General features: G+C 37.2%; 18 protein-coding genes. 9 read left to right on the top strand and 9 right to left on the bottom strand.

All coding sequences use genetic code 11. From position 1 onward, the window contains the following. Window positions 1-236: 236 nt before the first annotated feature. Window positions 237-992 (top strand): diguanylate cyclase, encoded by a 756-nt coding sequence (locus EUC40_RS00915; RefSeq protein WP_071711262.1) that lies wholly within the window; start codon window positions 237-239, stop codon window positions 990-992. After that, on the top strand, window positions 989-2,290 hold the full coding sequence (locus tag EUC40_RS00910; RefSeq protein ID WP_156573240.1) for a glycosyltransferase family 2 protein: 1,302 nt from the start codon (window positions 989-991) through the stop codon (window positions 2,288-2,290). The genes EUC40_RS00915 and EUC40_RS00910 overlap by 4 nt, the downstream gene beginning before the upstream one ends. A 563-nt stretch (window positions 2,291-2,853) precedes the next feature. On the opposite strand, the gene opuD is transcribed toward EUC40_RS00910, so the two are convergent. Then, complete coding sequence (gene opuD / locus EUC40_RS00905; protein ID WP_156573239.1) at window positions 2,854-4,371, bottom strand: glycine betaine transporter OpuD; 1,518 nt, start codon at window positions 4,369-4,371, stop codon at window positions 2,854-2,856. A 676-nt stretch (window positions 4,372-5,047) separates the two neighbouring features. On the opposite strand from opuD, the gene EUC40_RS00900 reads away from it, so the two are divergent. The 4 genes from EUC40_RS00900 to EUC40_RS00885 all read left to right on the top strand — a co-directional run bounded on the left by EUC40_RS00900 (window position 5,048) and on the right by EUC40_RS00885 (window position 10,806). Beyond that, on the top strand, window positions 5,048-5,926 hold the full coding sequence (locus EUC40_RS00900; protein ID WP_151624037.1) for a cell wall-binding protein EntA: 879 nt from the start codon (window positions 5,048-5,050) through the stop codon (window positions 5,924-5,926). Window positions 5,927-6,005: 79 nt separating this feature from the next. Further along, a complete protein-coding gene (locus tag EUC40_RS00895; RefSeq protein ID WP_156573238.1) occupies window positions 6,006-6,308 on the top strand; it encodes a DUF3910 family protein in 303 nt (100 codons plus the stop codon). 138 nt (window positions 6,309-6,446) lie between these two features. After that, complete coding sequence (locus EUC40_RS00890; protein WP_071711256.1) at window positions 6,447-8,066, top strand: SWIM zinc finger family protein; 1,620 nt, start codon at window positions 6,447-6,449, stop codon at window positions 8,064-8,066. Further along, the gene (locus tag EUC40_RS00885) at window positions 8,050-10,806 is read left to right on the top strand and encodes a DEAD/DEAH box helicase (RefSeq protein ID WP_156573237.1); all 2,757 of its coding nucleotides are present in this window, start codon (window positions 8,050-8,052) and stop codon (window positions 10,804-10,806) included. Before EUC40_RS00890 ends, EUC40_RS00885 begins: the two co-directional genes overlap by 17 nt. A 31-nt stretch (window positions 10,807-10,837) precedes the next feature. Here the strand turns inward: EUC40_RS00885 and EUC40_RS00880 are convergent, their stop codons facing one another. Then, window positions 10,838-11,320 (bottom strand): VanZ family protein, encoded by a 483-nt coding sequence (locus EUC40_RS00880; RefSeq protein WP_156573236.1) that lies wholly within the window; start codon window positions 11,318-11,320, stop codon window positions 10,838-10,840. Between the two features lie 110 nt (window positions 11,321-11,430). Between EUC40_RS00880 and EUC40_RS00875 the strand changes: the two genes are divergently transcribed. Further along, entirely contained in the window at window positions 11,431-11,655 is a 225-nt protein-coding gene (locus EUC40_RS00875) for a DUF1659 domain-containing protein (RefSeq protein ID WP_156573235.1), read from the top strand. A gap of 90 nt (window positions 11,656-11,745) precedes the next feature. Further along, on the top strand, window positions 11,746-11,961 hold the full coding sequence (locus EUC40_RS00870; RefSeq protein WP_156573234.1) for a DUF2922 domain-containing protein: 216 nt from the start codon (window positions 11,746-11,748) through the stop codon (window positions 11,959-11,961). Between the two features lie 140 nt (window positions 11,962-12,101). Here the strand turns inward: EUC40_RS00870 and EUC40_RS00865 are convergent, their stop codons facing one another. Then, window positions 12,102-12,500: a DUF4359 domain-containing protein gene (locus tag EUC40_RS00865; RefSeq protein WP_156573233.1), complete on the bottom strand. Its 399-nt coding sequence runs from the start codon at window positions 12,498-12,500 to the stop codon at window positions 12,102-12,104. Between the two features lie 192 nt (window positions 12,501-12,692). Here EUC40_RS00865 and EUC40_RS00860 point away from each other — a divergent pair, with 192 nt between their 5' ends. Beyond that, on the top strand, window positions 12,693-13,202 hold the full coding sequence (locus EUC40_RS00860) for a competence protein ComK (RefSeq protein WP_156573232.1): 510 nt from the start codon (window positions 12,693-12,695) through the stop codon (window positions 13,200-13,202). Window positions 13,203-13,257: 55 nt separating this feature from the next. On the opposite strand, the gene EUC40_RS00855 is transcribed toward EUC40_RS00860, so the two are convergent. From EUC40_RS00855 to EUC40_RS00830, 6 genes are all read right to left on the bottom strand, one after another. Next, a complete protein-coding gene (locus tag EUC40_RS00855) occupies window positions 13,258-13,728 on the bottom strand; it encodes a sigma-70 family RNA polymerase sigma factor (protein WP_156573231.1) in 471 nt (156 codons plus the stop codon). A gap of 218 nt (window positions 13,729-13,946) precedes the next feature. Then, window positions 13,947-14,627, bottom strand: a complete 681-nt coding sequence (gene yknW / locus EUC40_RS00850) for a YknW family membrane protein (protein ID WP_156573230.1) — start codon at window positions 14,625-14,627, stop codon at window positions 13,947-13,949. 16 nt (window positions 14,628-14,643) lie between these two features. Further along, on the bottom strand, window positions 14,644-15,354 hold the full coding sequence (gene yknW, locus EUC40_RS00845; protein WP_156573229.1) for a YknW family membrane protein: 711 nt from the start codon (window positions 15,352-15,354) through the stop codon (window positions 14,644-14,646). 97 nt (window positions 15,355-15,451) lie between these two features. Beyond that, a complete protein-coding gene (locus tag EUC40_RS00840; protein ID WP_151624017.1) occupies window positions 15,452-16,651 on the bottom strand; it encodes an ABC transporter permease in 1,200 nt (399 codons plus the stop codon). After that, window positions 16,648-17,328, bottom strand: coding sequence for an ABC transporter ATP-binding protein (locus tag EUC40_RS00835; protein ID WP_098663366.1), 681 nt, complete (start codon window positions 17,326-17,328; stop codon window positions 16,648-16,650). Before EUC40_RS00835 ends, EUC40_RS00840 begins: the two co-directional genes overlap by 4 nt. Next, window positions 17,325-18,518, bottom strand: a complete 1,194-nt coding sequence (locus EUC40_RS00830) for an efflux RND transporter periplasmic adaptor subunit (protein ID WP_156573228.1) — start codon at window positions 18,516-18,518, stop codon at window positions 17,325-17,327. The genes EUC40_RS00835 and EUC40_RS00830 overlap by 4 nt, the downstream gene beginning before the upstream one ends. Between the last annotated feature and the right edge of the window lie 240 nt (window positions 18,519-18,758).

Here is an 18,758-nt window from a genome sequence, read left to right as displayed (position 1 = left end):
TTTCCATGTAAATCCTCCTCTTTTAAAGAGGGGGATTTTTTATATAATATACACACACTCCATATCTAGATGTATAGACATTATGATACAATAATTAGTAAGTCTGTTTATTTTTTCTTGTATTAAAAGGATACTACTCATTCTTGTTCTATTTAAAAGGATTTATAGTCTAATTCTTAATAATTGCACATACTACAAGTGTCCTTGTATGAATTACCTTTAAGGAGGAAAGATTTGTGAAAGATAAGTTCTACAAAATCCTATCTATGTGGATTTTACAAATTGTATTTTATTTTACTACTGTACATGTAACGAAATATGAGCATGCGCTCATTTTTACAATTATATATGTAATTGCAAATGTACTATTCCTATTCTTAGCTGATAAAACAGCATTTGTTTTCTTCATACTCGGAACGATTATTTCCGTGTTCTATTTATTTTATGAAGCATGGCTTCACTTATGGAGTACATCAGACCAATGGGAATATATTATTACCCACTTCCTGATGGCAGCTAACTTCTTCATTGTTTATATATCAACCCACTTATTAAAAAAGGTCATTCACGAAAATAGAAATTTAATTGCACGCGTGAAAGAGTTGGAACAATACATTGGAGAATCGAAACTATTAACAAGACAAGAATTTGAAAGACGACAAGCATTAATAACGACTGCAATGAATCGTCGTAATGAAACAGGCATTATTATTTATTTTGATTTCACTTCCTTTAGTAAGTATACGAAAGAAAGTGTTATGGATCGTGTCGCTTCCCTATTAGTTGAAACCGTACGAACTGACTTTGACCTCGCTGCCGAGTATGACAGCAATACGTTAGTCATCTTATTACAAAATACAAATGATGCCGGTGCAGATATCGTCATGAACCGTCTACAGCCAAAAATGGAGCAATGGCTTGCCAATCAAGCAATTCAAGACATTAAAATGACGCGAGAACACATTGCAACAAAAGGACCGACTGCATTATGATGACACTCGTTATGCTCCTACTATTTATTTTGTTTTGTGTACTTGTCTTTTGGATTAGCATTACATTCTCCATTAAATATGTATTAATCTTTACAGCTTTTCTATTCTCGGGCTTACTCGTTTACTACTCGTTCTTAACAATCGCAGGCTTAGTTCACCGAAATAGTAAACGAAAAGATCGTACACTGGAACATTATCCGAGCGTCGACATTTTAATACCCGCTCATAACGAAGGTGTCGTAATTAAAGATACATTAGAAGCAATGGCAAAGATTGAATATCCAGGAAAACTAACCGTTTATTTATTAAACGATAACTCGCAAGACGAAACACCTGAAATTGGTGATGACTTTGACAAAGCTTATGCTCACATTCGGCACATTCGTGTTCCGGCTGGTGAACCGAAAGGAAAATCACGTGTATTAAACTACGGTCTTAGCATTTCCGATGGTGAATATTTCTGTGTTTATGATGCAGATAATCAACCTGAACCACATGCTCTGCGAATGCTTGTGGAACACGCTGAAACAATCGAGGATGCTGTTGGCGCTGTTGGACACGTTCGTACAGTAAACGAAAAAAGAAACTGGCTAACGCGAATGATTTCACTAGAGTTTCAAATCTTCCAGCTCCTTATGCAGTCTGGACGCTGGTTATTATTCCAAACAGGTTCACTAACAGGAACGAACATGCTTCTACGTCGCTCCGCACTAGAAGAGCTTGGTGGCTATGATCCTTATGCTATTGCAGAAGATGCTGAATTAACATTACGAATTACACAAAAAGGCTATCTCTTGCCAATCGTCCCAGAATCGGTTACTTGGGAACAAGAACCTGAGCATTTAAAAATTCTTATTAAACAACGTACACGTTGGCTCCAAGGAAATTTATACATTTTAGAAAAGATGTTTTCTTCCTTAAGTTTCTTTAAAGGAAAACTTCTTGTCCATTCCTTACAGCAAGTTTTAGTGTATGTCGTATTTTGGCTATTCCTAATCATTTCAAACGTTTGGTTTATAATCGGGCTACTTGGGATATTCCAAATTCAATATAGTATTCCGCTGCTATTTATGTGGTACGTCGCATATGTTACATATGTTTCGCAATTATTTAGTGCGCAAAGTGTCGAACGAACCTTTACACCGACTAATATTTTCATTAGTGTCATCATGTACTTTACGTACGCACAGCTCTTTACGTACTTATTTATTCGTAGCTTAATCTTATACTTACGTGCAAAGAGCAAGAAACAAGTCATTGGTTGGGATAAAACAGTTCGATTTAAAAAAGATAAATAATAAAAATAAGCACAGAGCGCCGTAAGCTCTGTGCTTATTTATTGCCGTATAAATTATATATCAGACAATACCCCTTAGCTGAAAGTAATTTCACGTCCATCCCCCAACGAACGATCGACCTTCATTTATATACGAAAAAGTGATTGCTATTTTTGTAGAACCAATTGCTTCTCTTGCTGTTCTTTGCGCGTTTCAGTCTTAGGTTCCGTGCTTTCTTGGACACTACGATGTGCCACACGTTTCAAACAAATATGCTTCCACTTTCTTTCGTAACGTTTCATTATTCTAGATGTCCCCCTTGAATACGCTTTAAAACTATTTGAAATCGCTTACAGGAAATAATATAGCACATATACATAAACGTGACAACACATTTCCGACAATTTTTTGTCAAAAATGTGAATAGAGTTTGTAAAATATCGAACATTGTCGAAATTTATCATTTTTTCTTTATATAAAAGGCATACTACTTATATAGTGAGGTACTTTATTTCCCTTACTTGCAGTTCGAGTTCCTTCTATATAAAAAAGAGCTGATATAAAAATCAGCTCTTTTCCTTCTATTATTTATGTCGCTTCATACGCCCTTCTTTTTGTAACTCTTTAAATAATGCTGCCATCATAAAGAAAATAACAAAGACGAACGGGAATGCCGCAATGATAGCTGCCGTTTGCAATGCTTCTAATCCACCAACATATAATAGGATAGAAGCTAGTGCGGCTAGAACGATACCCCAAACTAATTTAATACGGTTTGGCGGATTTAAACTACCATGTGTCGTTAACATTCCTAGAACGAATGTCGCAGAATCTGCAGATGTAATAAAGAATGTAGAAATAAGAAGAATAGCTAGAACAGATAAAGCTGATCCAAAGCTTCCCATCTGATCAAACATAGCGAATAATCCTACTTCTGTTCCCATCTCTTTCACTTTGTCAAAGATATGTGCATCACCAAACAGTTCCATATGAATACCAGTTCCGCCGAAAACAGAGAACCAAAGCGCACCAATTATGGTCGGTACGAGTAACACACCGATAACAAACTCACGAATGGTACGGCCTCGTGAAACACGAGCAATAAACGTACCTACGAATGGAGACCATGCAATCCACCATGCCCAATAGAAAATTGTCCATGACTGAATCCATTGATTTCCGCCTTCATCTAATGGACTTAAACGGAAGCTCATACTTGGCAACTCCTGAATGTAAGAACCAATTGTTGAAGTGAAGTAATTCATAATAAAGTTTGTTGGACCTGCAAACAATACAATAATCATAAGTGCAAATGCCAAAATAATATTCGCATTACTTAAATATTTAATTCCTTTATCAAGACCTGTTTGCGCAGATAACATGAAAAGAACAGTTACGATTGCAATAATAACAAGCTGTGTCGGTAATGAGTTCGGGATAGATGTTAAATAACTAACACCACCTGCAATTTGTTTCGCGCCAAGACCTAATGACGTTGCAACACCAAACACAGTCGCGAAAACAGCTAACACATCAAATGAATGAGCGATACGCCCATGTTCCCCGCCTTTAAATAATGGACCTACTGTCGCACTAATTGTACTTGCTTTTCCTTTTCTAAAAGTAAAGTAAGCAATACACAGCGCTACAAATGCATATAGTCCCCACGGATGTAATCCCCAGTGGAAAAATGAAAAGCGCAGTGCGAGACGCGCACTTTCTTCCGTCGCACCCTCTCCAAACGGAGGTGCGTACAAATGGTTTAATGGTTCAGCAACGCCCCAGAAAACTAAGCCGATACCCATACCAGCGCTAAATAACATAGCAAACCATGTCATATAACTATAATCAGGTTCGTCATCATCTTTACCTAAACGAATAGAACCGTATTTCGAGACAATTAAAAAGATAGACACACCTAAAATAATAGAAACAGAAATAATATAAAACCATCCAAACTTACTAACTAATGCAGTTTGAATTGCGGTTGTTACATTTCCTAGGCTACCTTTTCCAATAATAGATTCGGGAATAATCCCCCAAATTGTAAATGCAACACATAATGTTAATGATACGATGAATGTTTTTGTCAGTTTCCTCATCAAATCCCCCTTCGTAGGTTTCACTTTTATAAATAACATAAATTCCGATAAGTTAAATCGGATAGAAAACTATAACTTTTGCGGTGATTTTCTTTCAACTCTCTTACTTTCACCTTCACCAATTAGAATTCTGATGGACAGCCTTACCTTCCGTATAACCTTTTCACTCTGCAAGAGCTACAAGGTAGAAATACTGCTGTCAAATTGTGCGAGAAAAATGCGGATGGGAATGTATTTTCCCAAAAAAGGATGTGTTACAGATGTAAAAAAGGGTAGTTTTCTTCTTTGCAACCCTTTCTCCTTGTAACAATTATGCGGTTTTTTTGTTAGTATATAGCACATGTTTATAGATTCACAAACGAAATGTTTATGTTTATATAACTATATTACCCATAAAACGGTAAAATACTCAAGGAATGTAATCGTTTAGTAAACATCATGTAACACTCTTGTAATATTTTTATTTACGCCGAAAAAAATATGTTGTATTAAATATTTTGAATATAACTAGAAACCTAACAATCACATAGAGTGAAAAACGCTTTCCTATATTTTTTGCTATATTACAGGATGTTAACGACTTATTACGAATGGTTTGTAATTGTGTGTTTTCCCGAAATCCGAAAAAATCTGTTGCTATAATGAGGACACGAAAACAAACGCAATGGAGGCTATCATGAAAAAATTAATTGGAATAGCAACAGCAGCAGTTTTTGGTCTTGGGATTTTCACATCATCTGCCAATGCAGAAACTGTTGTAACAACAGACGTACTAAACGTACGCGAAAACCCTACTATGGAATCAAAAGTTGTCGGTAAATTACTAAACGGTAATAAAATAGATGTTCAAAACACAGAAAACGGATGGTCAAAAATCACTTTAGATGGTAAAGACGCATTCGTAAGTACAGAATTTACAAAAAGCATCTACTACGTAACAGCTAACGTATTAAACGTACGTGCTGAAGCGAACACAAACTCAGAAATTCTTGGGACGCTTAAGAAAGACGATATGATCGAAACAACGAACCAAGTACAAAATGAGTGGTTACAATTCGAATATAACGGGAAAACAGCTTATGTTCACGTTCCTTTCTTAACAGGTACAGCACCTGTTATTGAGAAACAAGAACAACCTGCTCCTGCTAAAACTGTAGCACCAGCTAAAGCTCAAGCACCTGCAGCACAAGCAAAACCAGCTGCTAAGCCTGCTGTGAAAGCCGCTGAAACTAGCGAACCTTCTGGTGGTCGTGAGTTAACAGTTGTAGCTACAGCATATACAGCTCACCCAAGCGAAAACGGTGGCACATATGGTGGCCGCGTATTAACTGCAATGGGTCATGACTTAACAGCGAATCCAAATATGAAAATGATTGCTGTTGACCCGAAAGTAATCCCATTAGGATCTAAAGTATGGGTTGAAGGTTATGGAGAAGCTATCGCTGGAGATACTGGCGGTGCAATTAAAGGTAACCGTATCGACATTCTACTTGGATCAGATAGCGCTGCCCAAAAATGGGGACGCAAAACTGTTAAAGTGAAAATTTTAAAATAACCAATGACTGCTACAGCCAGTTCTCTTTGTTGAGAACTGGCTTTTATTTTTTTATAATACATATAAGGAGGTTATACCCATGAATATACAAGCAAAAGTAGACTGGATCGGTACACCAAAACCGTATATATATAAAGATGAAGTCACATATGACGCTACTTCCATTGATTTCTCACTCGCTGGCGATGACAATCGCTATAAATTAATTGTGCTCGGCCATGAAGGAAATACACATTACAAAATCGTCCAATATGGAATCAAACCAGGTTCACAAAAGCCTTTTCCCATCGACATACCATTCGAAGAAAACATGTTACCAATTATAGAACAAATATTACATGATCCATATGTAAAAGCGGTATTACAGGAATCGCGCTCTTAATTACAAAAAAGGATGTTGCTTAGTAGGAAAGTTTAACTAGGCAACATCCTTTTTTGTAATTCAAATTTCATTTTTTCTGTTTTGGTCGTTTTTTGTTTATAATGGTAAAGGAAAGAAATCTGTGTACGGAGGAATATTATGCTGCAACACTCAATTACGAAAGATGAAATTATGATGATTGCGAATGAGTTCGTTCAAGGACTAGATCCACAGCAAACGGCTGATCAGGAACATGTCGCTACAGCTCGGCACCTATATCGTAGTGGTGTTGTCTATAACGTTGACTTTGATGGTTATACACTATCAGGAACTGTAGATGCGGAAGGCAGTGTATATAGCGTTCACATTCCGATTCGTAATGTCTCTGAAAGCTATTGCGATTGCTTCGCACCAACACAATGTGAGCATATGCTAGCTGTATTACTATCTGCAGCGTCTAGTTTCGGGCAAGTAGGGGATGTATTAACTTTATTTAAAAATAATACGAAACCTTCCCTTCCTCCTATTCGAACTGCAAGACAAGTATTGCAATCATCAGCTTTTGAAGAAACGGATTATAAAAGTTGGCAATCGTATTTTGACAAAGAATATGATGCATTTAAAAAAGAACAAGCGCGGCTTACTTATAAACAAATGTATTTTCTTATGAGTATCTTTACGGACTTCTATACGAAACTTGAGCGAAAAGCTCCGCGCGTCATTGCGATACATGAATTATTCCGCCTACACGCGGCACTTTATTGCTTCCAAAAATTATTAGAAGAAATTCAGGCATTTGAAGTAAACAAAACATATTCTTATCATCAGCCTGTTAACGTCGTTCGGTTATTTGTAGATAAAGTAGAATCCATCGTTCGGGACTTACAATCAGAAGCGATTCCTCAAGAAGTGGAATCAATTTTGCAAGAAACAGCTCGTCTCATTCACGAAGTATTCTTCTCAACTGACTCCTATACACAAGAGCGATATTTCATTTATCGTCACGTATGGAGTGAACTCTTAAACAATAAAGAGCAACTGCAAGAGGAAGAAAAACGAATTGATACGAAAATCAATCCACTTTCCAAAGCATTAGCATCTTCTCATCTACTCTTTTTAAATGAAGAAGACCAATTAGCAATGGAGTTACTAAAAAAACAACCTGCTTCTGTTGTAAGTCTGTATTTCTATTGGTTAGAAGAGCTATTAAGTGCCATGCAGTGGGATCGTACGAAAAACTGGCTTTCCTTTACGTACAAACAAGTAAAGGAAACGATACATGAACATGAAAATACAATCTTCATAAAAGATATCGTTCGGTTATTTGTAATCATGTATGAAACATATGCAACACATACAAATGAACAAGCTGGATTCGAAATGATTTTGCAAGAACTCCTGCCGTATAGTTTCGCAAACTATGAACAATACGTACTCGCGAAGAAACAGTATCGTACATGGGCAGAACTTCATCTCTTATATGGATTTGAAGCAATCGAACTATTAAAGGAACCACTGAAAGATATTGAAAAAGAAGCGCCTGAAGCAGCACTTCCTCTTTACCATCTTGCTGCCGTAGAAGCAATTGAAGAGCGAAATCGTAAATCATATAGACGTGCAGTTCGTTACTTAAAGAAATTACGTACATTATATAAACGATTAAAACGTACCGACGAATGGGACGCTTTCATTATTCACATCGCCAATTTACATTCACGTCTGCGTGCACTACAAGAGGAATTACGGAAAGGAAAATTAATCGATGATCAATCAAACTGAAGTAACAATTAGGCTCCAGCACATTAGTCAAGGTTGGTTCCTTTGGGGAGAAGATGACAGCGGTACTCCATTATCCGTAACAAGTTGGAAACGAAATGCATTTACATGGCACTCCACTTCTTTCTACGGTACGTTTCTAAAAGAGGCAACCTTTGAAGGAAAACAAGGTATTATACTAACAAACGCACAAGCATTTGAATACATCGCAAACAAACCGATGAACTCCTTTGCACATATTCAAATGAACGGTCCTATTACAGCTCTTACGAAAGATGCAAATGAATTATGGGATACTTTCACAAGCGGTAGCTTCGTACCCGATATGGAGCGTTGGCCCAAACAGCCATCTTGGAAAGTTCAAAATAGACCAATCGAAGATGACACATTAGCATCTCTATTCTCAGCGGCGGTAAATGAAAGCATATTGCAAGATAACCGTTCAAATGACGGCTGGGAAGATGCAAAAAGGCTATATGAACATTATGACTTTACGAAAAGACAGCTGGAAACTGCACTACATGAAGAAGATTGGCTTCGAAAAATTGGTTACATTGAAGATGATCTTCCGTTTACAGTCGGCCTAAGACTACAAGAACCGCAAGAAGAATTTGAAATGTGGAAGCTTGAGACGGTTGTTACACCAAAGCGCGGAGCTCATCGCATATATGTATATGAAAACATCGAGTCCTTACCGAAAAGATGGAACGATTATGAAGAGCGTGTTACCGAAACACAAGAAGGTTTTAGTAAGCTTGTACCGTGGCTTAAGGAAGATGATACGTTCCGAAATGAACTCTTTGAAACAGAAGCGTGGAACTTCTTAACAGAAGCAAGTAACGAATTACTCGCAGCTGGTATTACGATTTTACTACCATCATGGTGGCAAAATTTAAAAGCTACAAAACCAAAATTACGTGTTCAGCTGAAGCAAAATGCCACGCAAACACAATCTTTCTTCGGCATGAATACACTCGTTAATTTTGACTGGCGCATTTCAACGAACGGTATTGATTTGTCCGAAAGCGAATTTTTCGAGCTTGTTGAGCAAAACAAACGGCTATTCAATATAAACGGTCAATGGATGCGACTAGATCCAGCCTTTATTGAAGAAGTAAGAAAACTAATGAGCCGTGCCGATAAATACGGACTAGAAATGAAAGATGTCCTTCAGCAACATCTTTCAAATACGGCTGAAACAGAAATTGTAGAAGAGGATAGTCCATTTACGGATATCGAAATTGAACTAGACGGATATTATGAAGAACTATTCCAAAAGCTCTTACACATTGGCGATATCCCAAAAGTAGATGTCCCTTCTTCACTGAATGCAACACTCCGTCCGTATCAACAACACGGGATTGAGTGGCTATTATATTTACGAAAACTTGGATTTGGGGCATTATTAGCCGACGATATGGGGCTTGGGAAAAGTATTCAAACGATTACTTACTTACTATATGCAAAAGAAAACAATCTCAAAACAGGCCCTGCATTAATCGTAGCGCCGACATCCGTTCTTGGGAATTGGCAAAAAGAATTTGAGCGTTTTGCGCCGAATTTACGTGTTCAATTACATTACGGAAGTAACCGAGATAAGGGCAATTCATTTGAAGATTTCCTTCAATCGGCAGATGTTGTATTAACTTCTTATGCATTAGCTCAGCTCGATGAGGAAGAACTGACTTCGTTATGCTGGGACGCTGTTATTTTGGATGAAGCACAAAATATTAAGAACCCGCATACGAAACAGTCGAAAGCAGTACGAAACTTGCAGGCGAATCATAAAATCGCTTTAACCGGTACGCCGATGGAAAATCGACTCGCCGAACTTTGGTCCATTTTCGACTTTATTAATCATGGATATCTCGGAAGCTTAGGTCAATTCCAGCGCCGCTTCGTCACACCAATTGAAAAAGACCGTGATGAAGGGAAAATCCAACAAGTTCAACGTTTTATCTCACCATTTTTACTGCGCCGAACGAAGAAAGATCAAACGGTCGCATTAAACTTACCGGATAAACTAGAACAGAAAGCTTATTGCCCTCTTACTGGAGAGCAAGCTTCCTTATATGAACAACTTGTTCAAGATACGTTACAAAACGTAGAAGGATTAAGCGGGATTGAGCGCCGTGGATTTATATTACTTATGCTGAACAAGCTAAAACAAATTTGTAACCATCCAGCTCTTTATTTAAAAGAAGAAGAACCACAAAACGTCGTTGAACGCTCTATGAAAACAAAAACGCTAATGGAGCTCATCGAAAATATAAAAGACCAAAATGAAAGTTGCCTCATCTTCACGCAATACATTGGCATGGGGAACATGCTAAAACGTGTGTTAGAAGAAAAGTTTGGTCAGCGCGTCCTCTTCTTAAACGGTAGTGTACCGAAGAAAGAGCGGGATAAAATGATTGAGCAGTTCCAAAACGGAACGTACGATATTTTCATCCTATCATTAAAAGCTGGTGGAACAGGCTTAAACTTAACTGCTGCCAACCATGTTATTCACTATGATCGTTGGTGGAATCCAGCTGTAGAAAATCAAGCAACGGACCGTGCATATCGTATTGGTCAAAAACGATTCGTTCATGTTCATAAACTCATTACTACAGGAACATTAGAAGAGAAAATTGATGAAATGTTAGAACGAAAACAATCATTAAACAACGCTGTCATTACAAGCGATAGTTGGATGACTGAACTATCGACGGACGAATTAAAAGAATTGCTTGGTGTATAAACATAAAAAAGGAGCAAATCTCTAAATGAGATTAGCTCCTTTTTCTATGCCAAAACCAATTGCTTATTATAATTCCTGTTAACCCGCCGCACGTATCTAGCAATGAATCTTGCCACATTGGTGTACGATCTCCTGTAAACGATTGATGAATTTCATCAAATGTTGCATACCCCGCAACGAAAAGGAGAGCGTATATAAAGCACCTTTTTCTCGAATAGCCCGATCGATAGAAAGCGTAATACGTCAATGAACCAAGCATAAAGAACACCATAAAATGAGCGCCCTTACGAAGGAAAAACTCAACAAATCCGCCTACACCTTTATTTTCAATACTAACCGGTGTACCTCCGCCATAATCGATAGATACCCATGAAAAATGCTCTTTCACAAATTCAACATTTATATATTGTTCAATATCTGAGCGCATATCCTGCTTTTTATACGGTTGTGCTGAAGAATAGAAAATCAGCCCCATCCATAGTAATACAGGAATCCAAAATAATTTACGATTCATTCTTCCGAAACTCCTCTCCTAGTCTTTTAAGAGTACCAAAAAAAAAATAAAATTTCACGCCCAAACATGACATTTGCACCCTATTTATAAAGTGAAAGGGGGTGATAAACATGGCAGTTGAAACAATCGTAATGGATTTAACACTACGTCTTGTATTAAACAACGGATTAGATAAGAACGGCAAAACAGTTTTCAAGAACAAACAATTTAAGCATGTAAAAACAAACGCAAACTTAGAGCAAGTACACAACGTAGCACGTGCTATTGCCTCATTACAAGAATCATCACTTCACGCTGTACAGCTTGTAAGCATATCAGATCTTTCTAGCCTATAGAGTGAAATTTTAATGAGTGGGGGCATCCCCACTCATTATTAACCCGCACCAATCGGACGTTTACGTGATAAATAAAAAGGAGGAAAACACATGCAAGTACTAGAATTAATTTTCGCGAAAGAAAATGGCAAAACAGTTGTTTTTTCTATCGAGAAGCCCATCACCCCCATCGATACACAAGTCGTAAATCAAGTAATGGATACCATTCTTGCCTCATCTGTATTCTCATCAATTGATGAAAATACTCGAAAAAAAGGAGCACGCCTCGTAGAAAGAAATGTCTCTGAAGTTCCAATTACGCTATAAAGTGAAACTTTAATCAGCCCTCACCAATCGGGCATTTACGGGCAGTTGATCTCCACCTAACTTCTTTTCTCCAGCCGAATTTTGAGAGAGGTGTCTTACTGCCCGCAAATAGCGGAATAAATGAAAAAGACGAATCTGCATCATTTTGCAGGTTCGTCTTTTTTCTTCGGCATTTCAATTGGGATAAAGATCTTTGAAACACCAACACAAACATATTTATAGTTTTCTCCGCCTAAATCAAACTCGGTCGTATATGTTGAGAAGAAAATATAATCATTCCGTTTTGTATAATGATCGATTAATAACCCAACTTGTGGCTCAACATACTTTTTCGCCAACTTCTTACCAGCTGATGCTAAATCGCCAAGGAGACCCTCTTCGTTCTCTTTTTGAACTTCATCTAGTTTCTTACTCACATCGTTACGTTTCATAAACTGCTTCGCTGCCCAGTCTGTATATTCTCCTTTACTCGGATTGCTATTTGCTAAATATACTAGGAGAACAACAACTAGAGCCATAATAATATACTTTTTCTTCATACTATCTCACCGCCTACTCTTTTCTATTTTCATATATATGTACAAGCGATGCAAATTAGAAAAACTATTACATATTGTATTGTAAACGAACAACCAAAATTTACAATACGAAACAAAAGATTAACATTTAATTTACTTAATTCGTATATAATAATATTAAGGATAATATTTTATAAGGGAGGCCTTAGAATTATGGCTAATGATGAAAATGATATTTTTATTTCTAATTCTACAATGATGCTAGAGCCCTGCAAACACCCTTATTATTGCACAACACTTATCGACAGTAGCGGTGATCCTATACACTCCAGTCAAACTGCCATCCAACTCATAAAGAAATCTTGTCTAACGAATGTTCACTCTACTTATCAAGGCAGACGTAATGCGGTCCAAGCAAATTTCAAATTCAAACAAAATGTCCCAATTCCAATTAACCATAGGGAATATATTTGCGCTTTCCCTACAGAATCTCCTTCTTCTCCAAACTGTATATGGTTATTTTATAACCATATAGATGACATAGAATTTTTCAAAAAGAGCAAGCAAGCTACAATTCACTTTTCAAATGGTACTACTACTACAATACACATTAGTCCCCATAAGTTAAAACAGCAAGTATTAAAAGCTGGATACGTACTATCACGTATGAACATGCAAGATTCACTGCAATTTAAAAGCCTCTTACTAAATTTACTACCTTAAACTAACAAGTAGAATGGAAAGCAACATCTCTTGCCTTCCATTCTTATGTTAATATTTATCCTCTTAAACTATCTCGCATTTTCTCTAGTGCTTGCCGATACACCCATCTCACTTGATAATATGTCATTTCTGTCTCTAAAGCGATTTCCCCCATCGTCTTCCCTACAAAAAAGCGTTCAAAAATAATATACTTCTCCTTCTCATTTAATACACTCATCAAATCTTTCGCTCTCATTTCAATATCTTCAGCATGGAAGATATCCTCATACTCTCCTACATATACACACTTTTCTTGTACTGCGAACTCTTTCTTCAACCGTTCTAATATATAACCACGCACCGTTACAACTGCATATGCAGGAAAACTTCCTTTCTCCGCATCAAACCTTTCATACGCATGCCAAAGACCGATTAAACCACATTGATAATACTCTTCATAATCTTTCCGAATACCTAGCTTCTTTATTTGATTTACAATCATTCCTTCATACAACACAACTGCCTCTTTAAAAGTTGCTGGTTTCACACAGTACCCACTTCTAAAAGGTATACCTCTTTGTTATTCCGCCGGTACCTTCACAATATAAAAATAAAGAAGAGAATTCACTGTGAGTAATTTCAAATACTGCTATCCAAATTTGAAATTACACTAGGCAGAATCTGAAATTCAACTGGTCGTATTTGAAATAAGGGTAAAAATAAAAAAGGTGACTCTATTAAGAGCCACCTTTTCACAAAAATGTATTATGCGCCAAAACTGTTTCCTAAACCTTTTAGGAAACCTAATCCAATCGTTAAGATAAAGAAAATTACAATTAGAATTGTAGCCTTTTTCTTACTTAAACCTGCTACAATATGTAACCCTAATCCTGTTAAAATTAAACTCCAAATATTAAAAATCTCAATTGAAGAGGCAATACCATTCCAAACGGTCCCTTTTTCAAATAAAGGAGCTAAACTTGTATAAGCATCCGTTCCATTTCCATCGAAAATGAAAGCTAATCCTACATTTAACAAGCCACCAATGTAGAAAACAAGATTAGCGTAGATGTAAATAGATAATATCTTCATGTAAGGAGTATCATTTCCCATTAACATCATAATAATTTTATAAAAACCTGCTGCAATAAAGAGGCCGATAGGTGTTCCAAACAAACCAAACAGTGCTCCGCCGCCAAGAGCAAACCATTTTATCATCTGCCCATCTTGGCCATTCAATTCTTTTGCCACTTCTGGCGTATTAACCACCGATAAATAAAATACCGCAGCTGCCGTAACCGTTCCAAGTAGAACAAATAAAATAAATGCTCCCCATACCGGGCTTTTCGTCTTCATTCGCTCGAACTGTACCTCTGGAGAGGTAATCATTCCAAATAATGATGGCTTTTTCACTTCTACATCTTGCGTATTAATATTCGTTTCCATTATAACGCCTCCTTATTTAAAGTGGCATGTTCGGTAAGAATGCTGCCACTAACACAACAATCGCCGCTAAAAATGCCGCTTTAATAATGAATAAAATAACAATTGGAATCGCTGCTTTCACTTTGCTTAATCCAGCTGTAATTTGTAACCCTAGCCAAATTAAAACTAAATTCCATAAATAGAACAATTCGATTGTATTACCAATTCCATATGCAAGTGAACCTTGCTCGAATAACGGTCCTAAACTTGTATACTGTGTTGCCCCGCCATCTAACATTAAACTGATAACACCATTAATAAGTCCACCAATAATAAGAACAACATTCGTATATACAACAATCGTTAACAATGTTTTATAAGACGTATCGTTCCCAAAGAACATCATAAACACCTTATAAATACCTGCAATAATTATAGCCCCAAGCATTGTTCCTACAAAACTTGATACACCACCATAGATCACTTCTGATGTAAGAGAACTCTTTGTAGCAAATTCACCACCAAATTCACTTAATTCTTTCTGCATCTTAATCATTTCAGGTGACGTATTCGTAACATATGTCGTCAAACTACCTACGAGCCCTTGTAACAATGCAACGAGGAAAAACATACCCCATACTTTCTCGCTCGTCTTCATTCTCTCAAACTGTAAGCCAGGAGATGTAATCATCCCAAGCAATGATGGCTTATCTCCGTTAACTTTCTCTGTATTCATATTCGCCTCCATCATAACGCCTCCTTCTATTTATATGGCCCGTTCTAGTGAATCATTCACTAGAACGGTAATGTACAACCTTGCATACCCTATCTACTACACTAGCAAATTACTCATAACGTAGTGCTTCAATTGGATCTAACTTCGCAGCTTTGTTCGCTGGTATTAATCCGAAAATAATACCAAGTGTCATAGAGAATACTACCCCTCCAACGACAACTTCCCATGAAACGAGCGGTGGCCATTTCGCAAATGTGGAAACAATATATGCCCCGCCATATCCAAGACCAATTCCAATCAAACCACCTAGAAGCGTTAACATAACAGCTTCAATTAAAAACTGTAATAAAATTTTACTACGTGTTGCCCCAAGTGCTTTACGTATCCCAATTTCGCGCGTACGCTCCGTTACAGATACGAGCATAATATTCATAACACCAATACCACCAACGACTAATGAAATACCAGCGATACCACCAATGATCATTGTCATAATGTTCGTGACTTTAGAAACTCCTTCTTGGAATTCTTTTAAGTTCACTAGTTCATATTTACCTGGAATTTCACTTGGCTTACGACTATTTAATACTTCAACAGCTTTTTTTCCTGCTGATTCTAAATCGTCTACATTTTTAGATTGAATTGCGATACTTTGAATTTCATCTGTCCCGTATAAAACAGGCCATAACGTTATTGGGATTAACCCTTCTTCCATTTCAAATCCCATAAACTCATTATCAGATCTGTACACACCAATAATTTGCATTGGCTGTCCCTTCATCTCAATAATTTGTCCAACTGGATTCGTATCCTTAAATAACGTCTCTTCTGTTTTTGTACTAATCATTACAACGTTATTCGCATGAGAAATATCTGATTCGTTTAAAGTACGTCCCTTTACGACTTTTACTTTATTTACTGCAAAATATTCATTATCAAGCCCAATAACATTCAAATTTGCTTTTTTATCATTTACATCCAGCATCTCTGACGTCTGATTTGTCGTAATAACGTGCGAGACATCTTTCACTTGTTTTACTTCTAGAATATCTTCTTCCGTTAACTTCGGTATTTCAAATCCGCCCATACTAAATTCATCATTAATATCTGGTTTAAATTGAATAGGCATAAGATTATTACCAGAACCAGTGATTTTCGACTTCAACATCGCTTCCCCGCCTTGCCCAATGGCTACAACGGTAATAATAGAACCAACGCCGATAATAATACCGAGCATCGTAAGAGCTGAGCGCAGTTTATGAGCTAAAATAGAAGATAAGGCAATTTTGATACTATCTAGTAAACTCATACCGCACACCTTCTATCTTCTGTAACTTCGCCGTCTCGCAGTACGATGCGGCGAGATGAATACGCCGCTACTTCCTCTTCATGCGTAACCATAACAATCGTCGTACCTTCTGCATTTAACTTCGTGAAAATATTCATAACTTGCTCACCAGACTTCGTATCAAGCGCACCAGTCGGTTCATCGGCCATAATGAACGTTGGATTATTCGCAATCGCTCTTGCAATTGCGACACGTTGCTTCTGTCCACCTGACAATTCATTCGGTAAATGATGCACACGGTCCGATAATCCAACTTTACCTAACGCCTCTAAAGCACGTTTGCGGCGCTCTGCTTTCTTCACGCCACCATATACGAGCGGAAGCTCAACGTTTTCCACCGCAGAAAGACGTGGAAGCAAATTAAAATGCTGAAACACAAAGCCAATATACTCATTACGGATTAAAGCCAGCTTTGACTCGTCTGCCGTTAAGATATTCACATCATTCAGCATATATTCGCCTTCTGTTGGACGATCTAAACAACCGATAATATTCATAAGCGTTGACTTACCAGAACCAGACGGTCCCATAATCGAAACAAACTCACCGCTCTGAATCGTTAAACTAATACCATGCAAAATCGGTACCGCAAGTTTCCCTTGATAATACGTCTTAGCAATATTATTTAACGTAATCATTTCTCTTTCACTTCCATTCCGTCATACACGTTGTCGGAAGGATTTTTAACCACCTTTTGCCCCACTGTTACGCCTTCAATAATCTCTGTCCAATCTCCATCATTCGAACCTTTTTTCACATTTTGTTTACGAAGCTTACCTTTATCCTCAACATAAACAAATGCATCATCGTCTTTTTCTACAATGCTCTTACTTGGAACAGCGATCATCGTCTTATTCTCTAAATTTACTTGCAGAGAAACGTGATAACCTGGAGATAAACCATCTTGCGTATCAAGACTTGCTTTATATGTATATTGGGACATATTTTGAGTCGTCTCACCCATACCGCCAGCTTGAGCCATCTCTGCACTCGTCGGGAACTCACTTACCTCTGTAATCTTACCTGTCCACTTCTTCTTATTATTTGCTTTCGCTGTTACAGTGAATGTTTGATCTGGTTGAATTTGTGACTTCTGAAGCTCAGTTAACGTCCCTTGAACTTGGAACGGATCTTTAGAAGCTACTTGTAAAAACGCCTTGCCTTGACCACCTAACGCTTGAGACGAACTTTGCGCCGCATCTTTATCTAACTTTTGAACAACACCAGTAAAATTACTATAAATCGTAAGCTCTTTCTGCTTTTTACTTAACTCTTCTTTCTGCAACTTCCCTTTTTCTTTCTCAAGATCAGTTGTCTTTTGAGCCATCTCTAACTCACTTACTTGCTCTTCCATCGGATCTGTTACTTCTTTCCCAGCTCCGCTATCTTTCGCCTTCTTAATTTCTTTCTTCAGCGAATCAATCTTCTTTTTCCCTTGATCATAACGCATATCAGCCATCTTCTCATCCAGCTCAGCTTGCTTCATTTGAAGATTAATTTCCTCATTATCATAAGAGAATAACTTCGTACCTTTCTCTACCTCTTGCCCTTCTTTCACAACAATCTCTTTCACTTTTCCTTTAGTAGGATCCGCATAGAAACTTTCAATATTCCCCGGTTTCACCTGACCAGAAATTAACTTCGTATTATTTAGCTTACGCTCTGTCACTTTCTCAAAACTCACAGCATCAGCAGTTGTTGCTGCGCCCTTCTTCTTGCCTTGCATAATAAAAATATTAACTGCTGCTACAATAACAATTAGTGCAATAACCCCGACAATAATCCATTTCTTCTTCTTGTTTGGAGTACGAACCGTATTTGGTACCATATTCTCTCTCCTTTTTATAACTTAATAGTTTAATATAAAAATTGTACAAAACTTTCTGAAAACTAATTACATATTATTACATTATTTTTACAAAGTTTTACACATTCATTTATATTGTAACAAAAATTCCAATGATTAGAAATATGACATCCTATCTTTTAAGATAGTTTTAAGGAAAGATTATATTATATGGAAAAAGCCATCCAAAATGATAATTGGATAGCTTTTCGAATAAAACTA

The organism is Bacillus luti (assembly GCF_009739945.1).
Classification (GTDB): Bacteria; Bacillota; Bacilli; order Bacillales; family Bacillaceae_G; genus Bacillus_A; species Bacillus_A luti.
The sequence above is the reverse complement of the archived record's forward strand: the minus strand, read 5'-3'. Positions and strand labels throughout refer to the sequence as shown.

Excerpts from the sequence above, each read along its gene's own strand:
- EUC40_RS00910 (WP_156573240.1), top strand. The coding sequence starts at position 989 with ATGATGACACTCGTTATGCTCCTACTATTTATTTTGTTTTGTGTACTT.
- opuD (WP_156573239.1), bottom strand. The coding sequence starts at position 4,371 with ATGAGGAAACTGACAAAAACATTCATCGTATCATTAACATTATGTGTT.
- EUC40_RS00900 (WP_151624037.1), top strand. The coding sequence starts at position 5,048 with ATGAAAAAATTAATTGGAATAGCAACAGCAGCAGTTTTTGGTCTTGGG.
- EUC40_RS00895 (WP_156573238.1), top strand. The coding sequence starts at position 6,006 with ATGAATATACAAGCAAAAGTAGACTGGATCGGTACACCAAAACCGTAT.
- EUC40_RS00890 (WP_071711256.1), top strand. The coding sequence starts at position 6,447 with ATGCTGCAACACTCAATTACGAAAGATGAAATTATGATGATTGCGAAT.
- EUC40_RS00885 (WP_156573237.1), top strand. The coding sequence starts at position 8,050 with ATGATCAATCAAACTGAAGTAACAATTAGGCTCCAGCACATTAGTCAA.
- EUC40_RS00880 (WP_156573236.1), bottom strand. The coding sequence starts at position 11,320 with ATGAATCGTAAATTATTTTGGATTCCTGTATTACTATGGATGGGGCTG.
- EUC40_RS00875 (WP_156573235.1), top strand. The coding sequence starts at position 11,431 with ATGGCAGTTGAAACAATCGTAATGGATTTAACACTACGTCTTGTATTA.
- EUC40_RS00870 (WP_156573234.1), top strand. The coding sequence starts at position 11,746 with ATGCAAGTACTAGAATTAATTTTCGCGAAAGAAAATGGCAAAACAGTT.
- EUC40_RS00865 (WP_156573233.1), bottom strand. The coding sequence starts at position 12,500 with ATGAAGAAAAAGTATATTATTATGGCTCTAGTTGTTGTTCTCCTAGTA.
- EUC40_RS00860 (WP_156573232.1), top strand. The coding sequence starts at position 12,693 with ATGGCTAATGATGAAAATGATATTTTTATTTCTAATTCTACAATGATG.
- yknW (WP_156573230.1), bottom strand. The coding sequence starts at position 14,627 with ATGGAAACGAATATTAATACGCAAGATGTAGAAGTGAAAAAGCCATCA.
- yknW (WP_156573229.1), bottom strand. The coding sequence starts at position 15,354 with ATGGAGGCGAATATGAATACAGAGAAAGTTAACGGAGATAAGCCATCA.
- EUC40_RS00840 (WP_151624017.1), bottom strand. The coding sequence starts at position 16,651 with ATGAGTTTACTAGATAGTATCAAAATTGCCTTATCTTCTATTTTAGCT.
- EUC40_RS00835 (WP_098663366.1), bottom strand. The coding sequence starts at position 17,328 with ATGATTACGTTAAATAATATTGCTAAGACGTATTATCAAGGGAAACTT.
- EUC40_RS00830 (WP_156573228.1), bottom strand. The coding sequence starts at position 18,518 with ATGGTACCAAATACGGTTCGTACTCCAAACAAGAAGAAGAAATGGATT.